The following is a 14,778-nucleotide window of genomic DNA, read 5'->3' on the forward strand; positions in this document are numbered from 1 at the left end:
TCCGGTATCGCCCACCTCCACAACATCATCCTCGCCGGGTGACACCAGCACCGTTGCCGGGCAACGCCTTCACCGAGTTACGAGACGTCCTTTAGGCACGTGGCGCGACAGATCAAGAGGCGATAGATACAGGATTTGCTCCACGCTCAGCCCATACTGCATTCGTCGTTTGTAGGCAAGCCAACCTGAGTTGGCGGCCTCTATCGTCGGCCGCTTTCACTTGGCCAACGACACCAGAAGTACCCGAAAGGCCGCAGACGGGCCGCCTTGTTGGGGCTTGGAGCGCGATCGATTACGTCTCAATGAACGCGTCCGGAACGAGGCAAAGGACGCCTCTCGTAATATTTAGCACCTGTTCCATTACTCGCAAGCGATGTACCGGCGTGCAATGCACGGTGGTGCCGGCACAGCGTGGCCCCGACTGTAACCTCCGATGGTTCCCGGCGGCCCGGTTCTGCCGGGCCGCCGTCAGTGAACGTCGTTCACCTGGGTTCGCCTGTGGCTGTGGCTTCATTACGAAGCCACTCCTCTGCGGCCTCGATCAAAGAGGTTGACCCCTTCCCGACGGCATAGCGAATCGGCGCGGTCGGCCGTTCCGCTTTAAGGGCGGTGGTGGCGGCATGGGCCGCGGCTCGGTCCATCACCACGAACAGGTCCGCCGCCCGCGCCGCAGCCCGCAGCGAGTCGGTCGCGACACGCTCGGCGCAGACCAGCACCTCGAGGCCGGGATATCGCGAGCGCAGGATCCGGGCGGCGCGCTCCAGCGCTTGTGCCTGAAGTGAGTACAGGGCGATGCGGGTCCCGGGACGAATCGTCGCTGGCTGCTCGCCGATGACTCGCTCCGCTGGCGGGAGGGTGATAGTAAGCCCGAATGACGGGGCGAGGTCAACGGCGACGGCCAGCGCTGCCGACGGGATCCGCCCGGCGTTGTGTGGACCGATTCGCGACAGCATAGGCACGGCGAATCTGTCGAGACTGTCAGCGCGGCCGGGTCGATGTGCCAGGAGGTGTTCGAGCAGGTCCAGACCGAGCGGCACGTCGGCGTCGGTGAGAAAGGGATCCCATCCGGCGCGGACCAGTTCCACCACCTCATCGAATGCCTCCACGTTGAGACCGAGTTCGACGAGGCCATCAATCAGCCGCGCGATTCGCGACACGCGGTGGCGATCCCCACTGTTGTCGTGGTACGCCCACAACTCCAACACGCGGTAACTGAGCGAGCGAACGTCGTCGACCGTCGCATTACTGGTCTTCAGATCGCGCACCAAATCGATGCACACGTCGAGTCCGGGTGACAGGCGCCCCGGCCCGCCGCCTGCCGTGATCTTTTGAATCGCCAGACAGGCGGCGTCGGTTCCACCGGGGACCCGCAGTTCGGAGACGCCGGTCTGTGCGATGGACTCGGCGAGTTCAGGCAGTCGTTGTGGCGTCGTTGAGGCGGCAAACAGGTCGGCGATCCTGTCCGGCAGCGCAGTCGGTTCGATGCCCCTGTCGACGCGCGGTGCCGGGCCGAAGGCGCGGCGGATGGCCTCCTCGCCATGCGCGGCACGGTGACGTGCCAGCAGGGCCAGTGCCGTAGTCGTGAGGGTGTGCGACACCGCCTCGACCACTGCGGGTAAATCGGCAACGTCTGTGGGCATGTGCGATAGCAGATCGACCGCAGCATCGAAGCGCCCGGCCTCAATGGATTCCTGGGCACGGCGGCGAAGTTCCGTGACGGAGGAGCCGGCCAGCTCTGCGTCGTCGGGGCTAGCGGACGGCTGGGCGTCCAGCACGGCGACGATGCCTGGGTCGCTCGCCCAGCCGGCCCGTGTAAGTCGCTCTCGCAGCATGTCGGGTGACTCGCCGGCGGTCAGAGCCCACAGCGTGTAGTACCGGGCGCCTGCCGTGGACCGGATCCTCGACACGGAGTCAATCAGGGCGTTGAAACGGGTGGCGACCGGTCCGAATGCTGCCAGACCGAGTGTATTGGGGAGCTTAGACATGGCCAGGCGCGCCAGAGCGTCAGAAGCCAAGCTTGGCCGGGGCAACTTCAGGAGCGTGTCCAGTTCCGGATGCTGATCGAGTTCGTCCCAGCGTTCGAACGCGGCGAGCACCTGGATTTGGAGGAACATTCGGTTCGCCTGCGATAACCGGTGATCGGAAGCGAGTACTGCGTAGGCCGCTGCGGACTCCTGCTCCGCCCGTGAGGCGCAGGCATCGGCGAGGTCGCCGATAAGGCGTCCGATGGGCAGGGAGAGACGTGCGTTCCGCCGCGGCGCTCCGGCAATCGAGGTTAGTAGGGCCTGGACCGATTCTCGTACCGATATGCGGGCGGCCAGGGGTGTGCCGGCGACTCGAAAGCGGTAGACGTATCGGCTGTCGCCGGCAAGCGCGATTGCCGCCCGCTCCAGCAGGTCACCGGATGGCTTGGCAGCCAGGCTTTGGCCATCGAAGTCGGTCCAGGTCTTGCCGATGTGCGACTGCAGCAACTCCCGCAGCATACGGGATTGCTCCGCCCCGAACGCCATCGCGAAGTAGTGGGTAACGCCGTCGATGCGCGCGGGCAGCACCACTGGCTTCGGAGGGTCCTGGGCAACGAGTTGCTGCGCGATGGTGACGAGTTCGTCGAGTTGCCGCACAGCACCGACGCGCAGTTCGTTGGGCGGGGCGAAGAACGCGTGTTGAAATGATTCCCAGCGCTGTACTACCGGGGCTCCGGCGGCCCGCGTACTCATGCGAACAAGCTCATCAGTTCGGTGGTAACCGTCGCGACGTGGCCAGGGTCGGTGGACACGGTCACCAACTCCCCGTTGATCTCGACTCCTCGGTAGGTCAGGTTCATCGATCCATGGACGATCCAGTCATCGCCACCAATCGCCTTCTCGTGGTCCAGGGCACTCCCGGGTTCGTGTGTTGACTGCCGCGGATGAAATAACGCCTCTGTTCCATCGCGTCGTGCGACATCGTGGAGCCGCTCTACGAAGCGGGTTTGCGGCGCGCCCGGCCCGCAGTGCAGATAGATGTTGGTCTGCTGGGCGAGAAGGGCGCGCAGGATCACCGACAGGCGGATAACCTGTGCTCCCCAGGTCGCATCGAGGGCGCTGAAGCGCCCGCCGCGGTTGTCGAGCAGCGGCACGTCGCTGATCCAGGGCGAGGCGATCAACAGGCGGCGCCCCGGCGCCAGCAGTTCGCTTACGATCAGACTCTGGAGAGCCTCTGCGATAAGACGGTGCGGGCGGGCGGCGAGCCGGTGAATGTAGCGAGTGGTCACTGTGGTGACTCCTCCAAAGACACGTCCACCGCCAACAGTCCGTCATGGCGCGAGGTGGCATCGACGTGCGGGTGGACATGAAGCCAGCCCAACTCGATCGGCTGGATGACGATGTGCTGCAACGCCCGCTTGAGTCGGACTCGGTCATTACTTCCCGACACCAGCCGGCAACGCCCCGCCGTAGCGATGATCTTCGTAAGCTGGTCGGTCCAGTCAGGTTGGTCGACATCGACGTCGTCGTAAGACTCGGGCAAGGTATCCAGCACCAGTGTCCGTTCAGTCATCGGGGGGTCGCTGACGAAACGATTCGATGCTACGAGGGACTGTGCCCGGCGCGCCTCGGCGCTGGGCCACAACAGTCCCTGAAGCACGGATTGCATCCAGGACTGATTCTGCACGGCTCCTTCCGGAACCGCCTTGACCAGTTCAGCGCGGATGATCGGATCGGTTGCAAGAGCCATGCAGATGCTGCGGTGATCAATGGCGAACCCGGCACGCACCTCGACGTTTTCCCAGCGGGTGAGGCATTCCCGCAGCAGCAGGTCGGACTCGCGTCCGGAGTTGGCCCGGAACACGCGGCTGGCCAGTGTGGTGACGGTGGCGTGAGCCGGGCTGACCCCGTAGTTGGTGAGCAGAGCAAGCAGGCTCTGCCAGCAGCCGAGCCGATCCGTGGTGGCGTGGCGGAACCGAAGGGCGGCCTCATCAATCTCAGGCTCTGTGTTGAGCAAGTCCAAGGTATGGCGAAGCGACCGGTCGACCTCCTCCAAGTCAGACGGCTGCAGCGCAGCAACCACGAGGTAGTCGAACTGCCGCGGATCGTCGCTGATACGGGAGGTCAACGACTCCACCATGCCCCCACCGCCGATCATCGCATCGCTAAGGACGAATGCCACTGTCGAGTTGTCGGTGACCGGGTCAACGTCAACAATGCTGTCGAGGTCGGCGTCGAAATCGGGGCAGAGTTGTTGTGCTGCGGCTTGCCAGGCGGCAGCCACCGTGTGCACGTACCGGGCGCGCAACCAGGGAAGCCACGTGTCGTCCGGTTCGGCGGTGAGGAGGCCGGTGCTGTCGGCGATCACATGCATCACCGCAGGGTCAAGTAGCGCGTCGAGCAACTGCTGCTGCCGTGGACTCAGGTCGTTGTCATCGTCTTCGTCCTCGTCTTCTTCGAGTCCGACTAGTCCCTGGCTGAGCACATCGGAGACGAGTTCCCGCCAGCGCCCCGCGGGCAGGCCGGACAGGTGCACCGGGTCAGTGCTATCCCGCACTGCCGCCGCAGCCGCCGCAACAAGGGCTTCCGCGATGTTGTGGGAAAGGAACGGATCGATACGCAGCGCATGCAGCCCCGTGCGAAGCCGGTCGACGAAGATGTCCCGGCGCAACTGCCGAAGCCGGCGTGGTGAGCAGTGAAGGTCAAACTCCGCCAGCGTCTGCGGCACCGCGACAGTCACGACCTGCGCATCGACGCTGGCCTCATACCCCACCGCCGCCGGCTGCCCATGCCAGGTGAAGCTGTTGGCGATCTGCTGGCGCCCGCCGGCACGCCGCAGCACCGCGGCCGACGTTGCCGTGGCATACCGCCAGGTGTGCAGCGCACCGCAGCCGGAGTGCAGATATGCCTCCACAGACAACACAGTGCCAACCAGCGGTCCGCTCCGTGGTCGGAGTACCTTAATCGCGTCGGCAGGTGCCTGTCGGCGCACCTGCCAATGCAGACGACCGTTAGACGACGACTGCACCTCCGGATCTGGCACCTGTGGTGCGGTGACGAGTGGGCGAACCAGAGGAAGCGTTCCGTGATCGTCGGATACCTCTCCGATGACGTCTCCGCATTGTGCAAGGCCCAGTTCGAGTGCGACGGCCTGGCCGTCGGGCGCGGGTTCGATCCAGAGGCCTCGTCCCCGCTCCACCGCCCAGCGCATGGTCACCTTGCCTGGTGCTAACTCATTGAGCGCCATATGCACTGCGATCGATTCACGGGCCGCCTCGTCGTAGCTGGGCGGCGGTTCGATGGCGACCTCAGGCAGGCACAGGTCGCTAAACAGTGCCTTGGGAATAAACTCCGGCAGGGGCGAGTCGTTGACCCACTCCTCCCGCTCGGGTACAGCTTTGCCGTTGTCGTAGGCTGCCCACCGGCTCACTAGCCGGCGCCGAGCCGTGGGCACCGCGTCCAGAAGCAGGGAGCGGGGCTGTTCCCAGCACACCGCCTCGACTTCCTCTAGGCTCAGCCGTAGCGACGAGCCGATGAAGGTCATCAGTTCCTGGCGCTCGGTTCCCCCGTTCATCACCTGGGTGAGCAATTTTGCCACCGCTTCGCGCAGGTGCGCATGAGTGGAATCTGGTTGGACAAACACGCTACGCATGCGTTGGCCACCGGTGCGAGCCGTAACGTCCAATCGGTGCGCCGCCCAGTCAATGAGGCACATCGCCGCCTGCATCTTGCGCACGGACTGGTTGCCCAGCGGCAGACGTTTCTCCGGTAGGGCCGGGGCGAGCAGCGTTTCGTAGTCCTGGTACGCCGTACGGTCGCGTCCGAAGTCTGACAACACCACGACGGTCCACGGGCGCTGCGTCTGCGTCCGCCCGGCGCGTCCTCGGCGCTGCAGGAACGACGCCACGTCGCGAGGGGCTTTGTGCTGCAGGACCGCCCCCACGGATGGGTCGTCAAACCCCACCTCAAGGGAGGACGTGGTCACAACGATGTCGGATCCCACCTTGACGCCGGTGTCCTGCGACGACGTCCGACCGATCCTCAGCCCCTGGTCGTCGAAACCGAGCCGTTCGGGCATCCACCACTGCTGGCCGTCGGCATCTCGCCGTTCCCAATCGGTCACCGGGCCGGACCGTCCGGCAGCGCGGCTTAGGCGCAGACTCGCGAGGGCGACTCCGTTGCGCAAACGCCGACCCGTCTCGGTAAAGCCCTCAGCGGACAGCATTTGTCGATAGAGCCGGTTGACCAGATCGAGGTTGTCGCAGAACGCGAAAACACGGTTTCCATACGCCCCCAGCGAGGTGGGCTGGCGGTCGAGGACACGTCGCAGCAGCATGAGCGACTGGATCGTGCTCGACAACAGAGCGGTTTGCTGGCCGGGGTCGCCACGCAGCACCACCTGGTACTCCCGCCCGCGCGGCCTCATGTCCTCCTGCCGCGGCTCGACGGTGGTCACTGTGCCATCGGCGAGCCCGCAGAGCGTTTCGAAGAAGCGGCCCGCGTTCGCCAAGGTCGCGCTTAGCCCCACCCAGGTGGTGGGCCGACCCAGCAGGCGTCGCCACCGTCGCAGCAGATAAGCAACCTGGGCACCGTTGCTGCCCTCGTAGGTGTGCACCTCGTCGAGTAGCACCAGCCCGGGTCGGCTCGCTGCCTTCGGCCCTACGCCGAACACATGCATGCTCCAGCCGTCGCTTAGAGATCGGTTGAGCATTTCTGTAGTCGTGAACAGCAGGTCGGGCGGGCGAGCGTGCATGGACCGACGGGTCAATGCGACCTCATCGTCGCCGACCTGCTCGCCGCAACGGACGCAGGTCAGCCGCTCGTGCTTCCGCTGCGCGGAAGGGGCATAGTCGGTGAAGCGCCAGACGAGCTCGCCCCCGCACCGGCTTTCAGTCTCTGAGCCGGGGCACGTGAGATACGGGCACACCCAGCCCGTGGCGGCTCTGCGCCACGCCCGGTTGGGGGCTCTTGCCGCTTCGGCCGCTTTCGGGGTGTTGCCAAAGTAGGCGCCAAGGCGAATCTGCCGACCACCCGCCTTGCGCAGCCGCCGCGTCTCGTCAAGGGCCGAGGCGAGTTGGTCCTTGAGCAGTTCGTTGCGTGGATATATCGCTACGACACCGACGCCACGGGGAGACTCGGGCCGGGTGGCGAGATAAGTAAGCGCCGGCAGGTAGAACGCGAGGGTTTTGCCACTGCCGGTACCCGCGCTGACAACCACACCGCGATCGCGACCCGCCATCGCGGCGAACACGTCGATCGTGGAGTCCAACTGAAAGGTCGACAGTTTGCGTCCGTCGAGGATTTGGCGCGCCGCTTCGACCTGTGCATCGGAGAGTTGACGGGCCGCCAACTGTGCCGCGACCGCGTCCGGGGTGAGGTTGCGTTCGGGAAACCAGCGGGGTTCGTGACGGAAGCGGAAGTCGGCGACCAGAGGCGGGGCAGCCTGCCAGGGACGGTTGGGAAACTGCTGGCGAAGATGCGCCATGAGACGCATCGTTTCAGCCATCCGTGTGCGGTACTCCGTCGGCCACCGCCGGTCGAGTTCGAAAAGGAGATTGTGTTGGAGAAGTTGTTCGAGGAGTTCCCGGGGATCGTACGACGGTGCCGCTGTTCTGATGGTCTCAAGAAGATGTTCCTCCGTCCAACTCTCCTCCGTCAGCCCCCAGACTAGGTAACGGGCTTCCACGTCCTCGACAGCGTCGAGCACTCGCAGAAGGCAGGCGGACAGATCATTCACCACTTACGGACCCCGTATCCCTCACCGTTGCCCTCGCTGTCCAGCCACGTGCGGACGGCTGGGGTGACCAGCGACCATGGTGCGCCACTGCCGCCAGCGGCGGCCTCAACGAATGCCTTGATCTCAGGCGGCAGTTCGGCCATACGCCGATCGATTTCTGCACGGACCTCCGCCCAATCCGTTGAGTCCTGTCGCCATCGCTCGACGGCCGCAGGAGCCTCTCGAGCGGTCCCGGTGTATGGACGCGACAGCGACAACTGGATCCTGTTGATGCGGATCTGCAGCGATTCGTGACCCGGCATCGCGGGGATGGGCCGGTCAAGGTCGGCGGGCTTAAGGCGGCGCTGTTCCTCCGTTGCGGCGCGGATGAGGGCCCGCTCCAAAAGTGAGACCGTGACGCCTGCTGCCGCGAGTGCGTCCTGAAACGCGCCGCCTCGTAGACGTTCGGCGAGTTCTCGGTTGGGGTTGGCAGCCTCCGTCGCGGCTCTGCGCAAATTTGGTATTGCCTTCCTAGCCGCTGGCGATATCGCTGGCCGGGCATATTCGACATCGAGCGACGAGAGTTGTTCGCCGATGCGCACGCAGTCCTTGAGGCTGGCAGTCAGGGTCTCTGCACGGTTGCAGGCCGCAGCAATCGCGGTCAACTCTGCCTCGGTTTTCTTCCGATCAGCACGGTCGGCAAGGGCCAGGAGTGTCTGGTTAGCCCGTGTAACCAGCGAGTCGGGTTCGGGACCGGTGTCTGTACGGGGCAACTCGGTCACTGCTTGCCCAGCCCTTCGAGAGTGTCCGCGAGTTCGCGCAGCGCGCGCTGCAGCCGGGCGCGATCGTACGTGTCCGAGGCGCCGCTGGGGGTGCTTGAGGTGTCGCGCAACGAGTGCAGGATGTGATCACACAGCCGCCAGTAGTTGAGCAAGTCGGCAAGAGCGGGAGAAGGATCGACCGTCAGGTGCCAAATCGCCCCGGGGTCTGCCACGGATGGCAGGAGTTTGGTGAGCCGTCGCAGCAGGCTCAACTGCTCATCGGTCACCTTGTCACGCAGCCGGTCATAGGTGGCCTTAGCACCAGCATCGGCCAGCACGGACTCCCTGTGTGCCTGAGATACCAACCTGTCCATGGTCGTCAGCGCCTCTTGGAGATCCTCACCCTCCACGATGTGCTGGCCGATCTCGCGCAGACTGTCCCTCACTGGCCTCCATAAGGAGTCGGCCGCGCTGCTCTGGGCGTCGTGGAACCCGCGGACGCTAACTCGCGTCTCGGACTGGGTGCGCAGTTCGGGAGGAAGTTGGGTCAGTTGCGCGTAACGCATGAGGTCTTTCAGCACGGCCCCTGCGTCGAAGATCGAGGGAGCGCCGTCGCTCTTGCGTTGGGTGAGATTGTCGCGTACGACGCTTAGTGCGGAGGTGCGTTGCCGCGCCACCTCGTCTAGGAACTTGGCCATGCCGGGATTGAGGGGGTCCGGACGTTTCGGTCGGATCATGACGCCAAGGGCTTGACCGGGCGACTCCACCCGACGGCCGTCAACGCGGCTGAGGACTCCCAAGATTGCGAGAGCCGGCCCGAGCCTGGACGACGTCTCCCGCCGCACGTGCTCGACGATCTCTGCTTCCAGCGCGGCCAGTCGGGTCTGTAACTCGAAGAACCAGCGGCCGCCGTTGGGGCCTGCAAGGTTCCCTGAGGCGGCGAGAACTCCCTTCAGGAGCACCGCATCCCGGTCATTAGGGAAGAACTTCATGGTAAGGCTGTCGGGAGGCGTGCTGCCACCGCCGGCTGAGTTGTCCACCCACACGTTGCTGGTCTTGATGGTCACCGGCCCGACCAGAATGCTGGTGCCGGAGCGCTTGACGTTGATTCCGTGTGGGCCGCTCTGTAGGCGAGCAGCCAGCGCGTCGAGAATCCACCTGCGGATCTTCTGCGATGGGTTCGCCCCCAGCCGTACGCCGCCAACCCACTTGTCGATTTCGTGCACTGACGCTGGCGCCGGCGCGACCGGCTCTTCGGGTGTGGCCGGCGCTGCGCCGGCTTCACCGATGTCGGTCAGGCGCACGCCAAAGACGTCAGCGATGCGGCGCATGTGATCGTCGACGACCGGCGGATTGGTCGCGTAGAACGCCCGCAGGCTGATCTCTGGTTGCGGAGTGCTCGACTGTCGGGTGATCGTGTCACGAACCTCGACGGGCACCGACAGCCGAGTGGGCTCGAGACCCGACGCGAAGCGCGCCGAGGGGAACTCGCCCGGCTTGGACAATTCATCCTCGGCGACCTCGAGCGGTTCCCGGATCACCTCCCGGAGAATGTTGCGAGGGTCGAAGCCGCCCTTGGGACTGGCGAGCGTGATCAACCGATCGACTGCCGCACCGTTGAACGGGAACAGCCCGTGGCCCTCGTGGGTCACACCAAACACGGGATGGCACCGATCTCGGTAGATGCAGTCCGTGCATGCGTTGGGAACCTCGTCGCCGGCCTGAGCGGCCGCAGCGAGGACGTGGCGTCCGATGCGACCCGCGTTGAGGTACTTGCCGACGAACGACCTCAGGTCTGCGCTCTGCACCTCGGCGAGATCCACATCCATCGTGTAGTGGATGCCCCGATCGGCGAACGTGGCATATCGGTCGTCGAGATACCCGGAGGTAACCGCGATCGCGGCCCGGATCCGGCAGAGGTTCGCCCGGGCAGGTACCGTCAGCGCCTGAGCTAACTGCGCGTCAATGCCGTGCAACAACACCAGGTCTTCAATGAATAACACCAGTTCGTGGCCACGCCGGGCCAACTCGGCGCGCACGTCCTCGAAGACCTGCAGGAGGTCGCTGGCGCTGCCGGTGAAGACCTCCGCGATCGCGCGCGGGAGGTAGTAGTCCAGAACGGCGGCTGCCGCAGCGCGGAAGGCGCGGTTGGTTGCGAACTCGCGGATCTTGCGTTGAAAGTCGTCCGTGAAGTCGGCAAAGTCATCAGGGTTGATCCGCAGATCGGCTTCGCCGATGTGAAGATCCTCGGCGTCCACGTCCGCCTCGGGACCGTGGCCATCCTTGGCCAGCCTCGCGATTCGCTCGATCGGGCCGCCGGACCGCGACAGTTGCTGTTTGAACGAGTAGTCGCCGACCAGCCGCGCGAGGCGCTCGCGGATGGCCCGCAGGTCCTCCCCCGACATGTTCTGGATGGCGGGAGTGTCGTCGAACTGCACCATTCGGTGCAGATGGTTGAGCAGCGCCAGCATCGCTTCCTGGACCGTGGTGACACGCGATGCCGCCTGCGCCAGGCGGACGCGAATATTGTCTGCGGTAGGGGTATTTATGCCTTCAAGGACGCATTCAATGATGCGGCGCAGGGAGGTGTTGCGCTTCTCGATGTAGACGACGTGCCAGTCGTCGCGGCGCGGGGCGTGGATGCTCAGCCACCGGACGAGGTGACTCTTGCCCGTGCCAACCCGACCGGTGATGAACCGAATGTGGGGTTCGTTCGAGTTGAGCGGCTGACACAGATCCCTTAGGACATCGCCTTCGGTGACGGGTTGGTTGACGCCTGCCTTGGTCCGCCGTGCCAGCGGGACGGATTGATGGACGGCGCTGAACACCGCGTCGGACGCCGGGTCACCAATGTCCAAACCGCCGGCGTCGACCTGCGCAGCAATCTGGATTTCGGCCCGCGACCAGCACGGCGGAATCGGTGTCGACGTCACGAGCGCTCCTTCGCCGGGATCTGAGGATGCCAGTCGAGGTGGGAGACCCGGGCGGCTTCGCCCGGGACCCCGAGTGTGACCACCAGCGTGTCTGTGTCGCTTTCGGCGGGTGGCAAGGTGAGGTGCCCGCCCGCCTCGAGTTGGCGTAGCGACATTGACATCCCTGGAGATAGTTCCTGGGCATCGTCAGGCTTCCAGAGCGTGTGGAGCCCGCCGTCGCTCACCGGCAGTTGCTCAGCACAGCGAGCAACGAACTCGGACGCCCGCATGCGTCCATGTGGCAGGTCGGCGAGGTCTTGCAGCAGGGCACTGCTGGCGTCCACGACGAGTGACCTGCCGGTGATAGGCGTCGCGAACCCGAGGTAGGGAGCCCATCGGCAAAACGACCGATACTGTTCCACGTTGGTTACCGGCCAGTCGCTCTTACGCTGGCCAAACCACCGTTTCTGGGCCTCGTCGAACCTCCGGCCCGTGCCGGTCTCGAAGTCGAATGGCCGCAGCGGCTCCGGTGCGGCGAACATGACTGACACTGCGTTGACCAGGTCCCAGACCCGGGCATCCACACTGCCTTCGTTGGTCATGGATGCGGTACTCCAGACGTGTGACCGCAGAAGCCGACTGAATGAGAAGGCCGTCACCTCCTGGGGGGTGCGCCAGTGCCGGAGAGCGGCTTCGGCTACCTTCACCTCCGCGCGTTCCAACTCCACGATCCCCAGCGCCGCCAGAGCGCTCAGCGACTTCTCAGCGATTAGCCGCCCGCTCGCCGCAGTGCCGTCGATGTCGCGATCCGTCTCCCTATCGGTGTCCAGCGGCTTCATCACTTCTGGGAGGCCGCTCGGCGCCACCAGTTGGATTAGCTCGTCCTTGGCGCACCGTCCACCCCGATGGGCCAACGCTGCGCGAAGCAGGTACCGCATCGCCTCGGGTAGGACGTCGGGAGGGTTGAGCATAGGCACGTCAGATCCTCCTCAACAGATCCTCGATCGTGTAGCTCGGCGTCCACGCCTCGTGCAGGAGTCGCCGTGGATCCGCTGGGTCACGACGCGTTGCGGGCGTTAGCACAATGCCGAGCGGCTGACGGGCGAGCAGGGATATCGCTCGGGCAAGTACTGCGTCGTCGATCGCCGTGTCGACCATGAGGAGGGTAGGGGCCCGCCAGGGGGTATCGAGTTGCTCCGCCCACGTGTGGAGGTCCTCCACCCACCATGGCTCAGTTGCACCTGTACGCCAAGCGACAGCCTCCGAATTCGCGACGACGACGGAGACGCCCCGGCGGAGGAGACGATCACCTAAAGCTCGTATGGCTGTATGGTCATGGGGAAATGTCAGCCGCACGCTCATCCTGCCGCTCTCTGCCAGGCGCCGCAGGTCGTCGGCGGCCTGCGCATGTAGATGTCCGGCCACCAGAGTGATGCTGGCCCGGGCTCGGGTGGGCAACCGTCCAGTACGCCGACAATGTGGACAGCCGCCGCACGCCACCGTCACAGAAAACTGGTTTCCATCCTCGTCTTCTAGCCGATACCGGCGTGCCAGATACCGGTTCGTGCATTCATTGAGACCGCGAACGAGGGTTGTCGCGGCGGTCAGCGCGGCATCGCTAGCCGTCAAGGTGGACCGCCGGCCCTGAGTGAGTCGCTGTGCGAACTTCGTCGCATCGTCGATGTCGCTGTGGACGAGTTCGATAGTGGCAGCGGTTCGCTGGGTGTCGAAGAACGCTTCCATATCATCATCTGATGCATCCGCAGGCACCTCCTGCGGCGTCGGCCACCGCCGCTTGATCATTCCCGCCCGACTCATCGCAGACAGCGTCTGTACGTTCCAGTAGATATTGGCGTCGCTCGCCGGGTAGGTGACCCCGGCGTGTTCGGCGCGCAGGTCAACGGTGAGCTCATCACCCAACCACCGTCCGTTACGCATGCTCTGCCAGCGTTGCCAGGCTAGATCCGGACCGATTAGACGTTCACGCGCCATGTCATTGGCCACATCCACGTCCGCGTGCGTCCACAAGAGCAGCGACGTTGCCGCATAACCGTCGCGGCCGCAGCGCCCAACTTCCTGATAAAGCCGGTCGACGGACTCAGGTACGCAGACGTGCACGACGGTGCGGACGTCTGGGATGTCGATTCCGAGGCCGAAAGCCGAAGTGGCCACCACGATGTCCAAGTCCTCAGCCGGAGCACCGTCTAGGCGCAGGCCGTGGACGGCCGCCTGCCTGTCGCTCGGCTTCGGGTTGCCGGCGATTCTTGTCACGGCGCCGAACCCTGCGTCGGCCAGCCAGGAAAGCACGGTCCCGGTGTTGGTAGAACGGTCCGAAAGGTGCAGCGTGGTGTAGACCAAAGCAGGCCGAGGAAGATGCCGCAACGCCTCGATCAACTTATCGCGCTTGTCGGCCTCGTCTGCGCAGTGTGCTGACCACCACGCCGGCTCTGGTCGGGTCGTCTGCCCGGACACGAGGAGACGGTGGCGACCGGGAAACAGCCGGGTCAGCGTCGCCAGGCCGTAGGTGTCCAACGTTCCGGTGAGCAGGACGGTGGCTGCTTGGCGGCCCTGCGGGGCGATGTCGAGCAGACGGTCCCGAAGACCGGCGAACGTCTGAAACGCCGGCCGGAAGGCATCTCCCCACTCCGCCACCATATGGGCTTCATCGATGGCGATGAGATCAAGGGTTCCCCGTTCGGCTGCCTGCATTAGAGGCATGGCGAGCCCGGTGCAGGCTGCCTCCGGTGCAGCGATGGTCAGCCACTGCGAACCTGCCGCGATGCCGTTACGGATGCGTTCCTTGTCCGATGCATCGGCTGCGCCAACATAGGCGAACCGGTCGCGGCCGTCGCCGACTAGGCGCCGTACGCGCCTCTCGAGATCCATTGCAAGAGAGACAGTGGGCACCACGATGATCGCCTGACGCGGCCGATTGCGGAATGCTCGTGTGAGGACCACATCACTCTTACCTGATCCCGTCGGCAGCACGGCGATGACTGTGTCGCCAGCGCCGGCTAGGGCGGCCGCCCGGAGTGCGTCGCGCTGTGCCAGGCTTTTAGCCACTACACGATTCATTGTCTGCTTGTAGAACGGGTCCGCGGGTACAGCCTCGTCGGACCGTCGTGGCAGACGGCGGCTCGGAGCGTCGTCCGGCGACGTGATGTCGTAGTGGTCGAGCCATGTCGGCTTCCACGCCGTCGGTCGCACGGTCGTGCCCTCGTGGAGCAGGCCGTAACCCGACCATAAGTGCGTATTCCAGTGCTCGAGCGGCGTACCGGCCAGGGTCAGCGATGCGTAGCCTGCAGCCACCAGTTCCGCACGGATCATCACGGCGATGTCGGCGGTTGACGCCTTGCGCCAGGACAGCCGGCGATCCAGCCGACGGTTCCGCGCGCGGAGCTCGTCAAAAGTCACGCTGGGCATGC

At 65.0% G+C, this 14,778-nt stretch carries 7 protein-coding genes; all 7 read right to left on the reverse strand.

The features are described from left to right. Positions 1-482: 482 nt before the first annotated feature. From dpdD to dpdF, 7 genes are read right to left on the reverse strand one after another with little or no spacing between them, the layout of a single operon-like run. Positions 483-2,717 carry a protein DpdD gene (dpdD, locus tag AB0G13_RS02005; protein ID WP_357867516.1) on the reverse strand — a complete coding sequence of 745 codons (2,235 nt, stop codon included), beginning with the start codon at positions 2,715-2,717 and terminating at the stop codon, positions 483-485. Then, positions 2,714-3,253 (reverse strand): phospholipase D-like domain-containing protein DpdK, encoded by a 540-nt coding sequence (dpdK, locus tag AB0G13_RS02010; protein WP_357867519.1) that lies wholly within the window; start codon positions 3,251-3,253, stop codon positions 2,714-2,716. The genes dpdD and dpdK overlap by 4 nt, the downstream gene beginning before the upstream one ends. After that, positions 3,250-7,704 (reverse strand): protein DpdJ, encoded by a 4,455-nt coding sequence (dpdJ, locus tag AB0G13_RS02015; RefSeq protein WP_357867522.1) that lies wholly within the window; start codon positions 7,702-7,704, stop codon positions 3,250-3,252. The genes dpdK and dpdJ overlap by 4 nt, the downstream gene beginning before the upstream one ends. Next, positions 7,698-8,462: a hypothetical protein gene (locus tag AB0G13_RS02020; protein WP_357867525.1), complete on the reverse strand. Its 765-nt coding sequence runs from the start codon at positions 8,460-8,462 to the stop codon at positions 7,698-7,700. The genes dpdJ and AB0G13_RS02020 overlap by 7 nt, the downstream gene beginning before the upstream one ends. Beyond that, positions 8,459-11,374: an ATP-binding protein gene (locus AB0G13_RS02025; protein WP_357867528.1), complete on the reverse strand. Its 2,916-nt coding sequence runs from the start codon at positions 11,372-11,374 to the stop codon at positions 8,459-8,461. Before AB0G13_RS02025 ends, AB0G13_RS02020 begins: the two co-directional genes overlap by 4 nt. Continuing rightward, positions 11,371-12,324, reverse strand: a complete 954-nt coding sequence (dpdG, locus tag AB0G13_RS02030) for a protein DpdG (RefSeq protein WP_357867751.1) — start codon at positions 12,322-12,324, stop codon at positions 11,371-11,373. Before dpdG ends, AB0G13_RS02025 begins: the two co-directional genes overlap by 4 nt. Positions 12,325-12,331: 7 nt before the next feature. After that, complete coding sequence (gene dpdF, locus AB0G13_RS02035; protein WP_357867531.1) at positions 12,332-14,767, reverse strand: protein DpdF; 2,436 nt, start codon at positions 14,765-14,767, stop codon at positions 12,332-12,334. Positions 14,768-14,778 lie beyond the last annotated feature (11 nt).

This window comes from Micromonospora sp. NPDC023633 (genome assembly GCF_040640035.1).
GTDB lineage: Bacteria > Actinomycetota > Actinomycetes > Mycobacteriales > Micromonosporaceae > Micromonospora.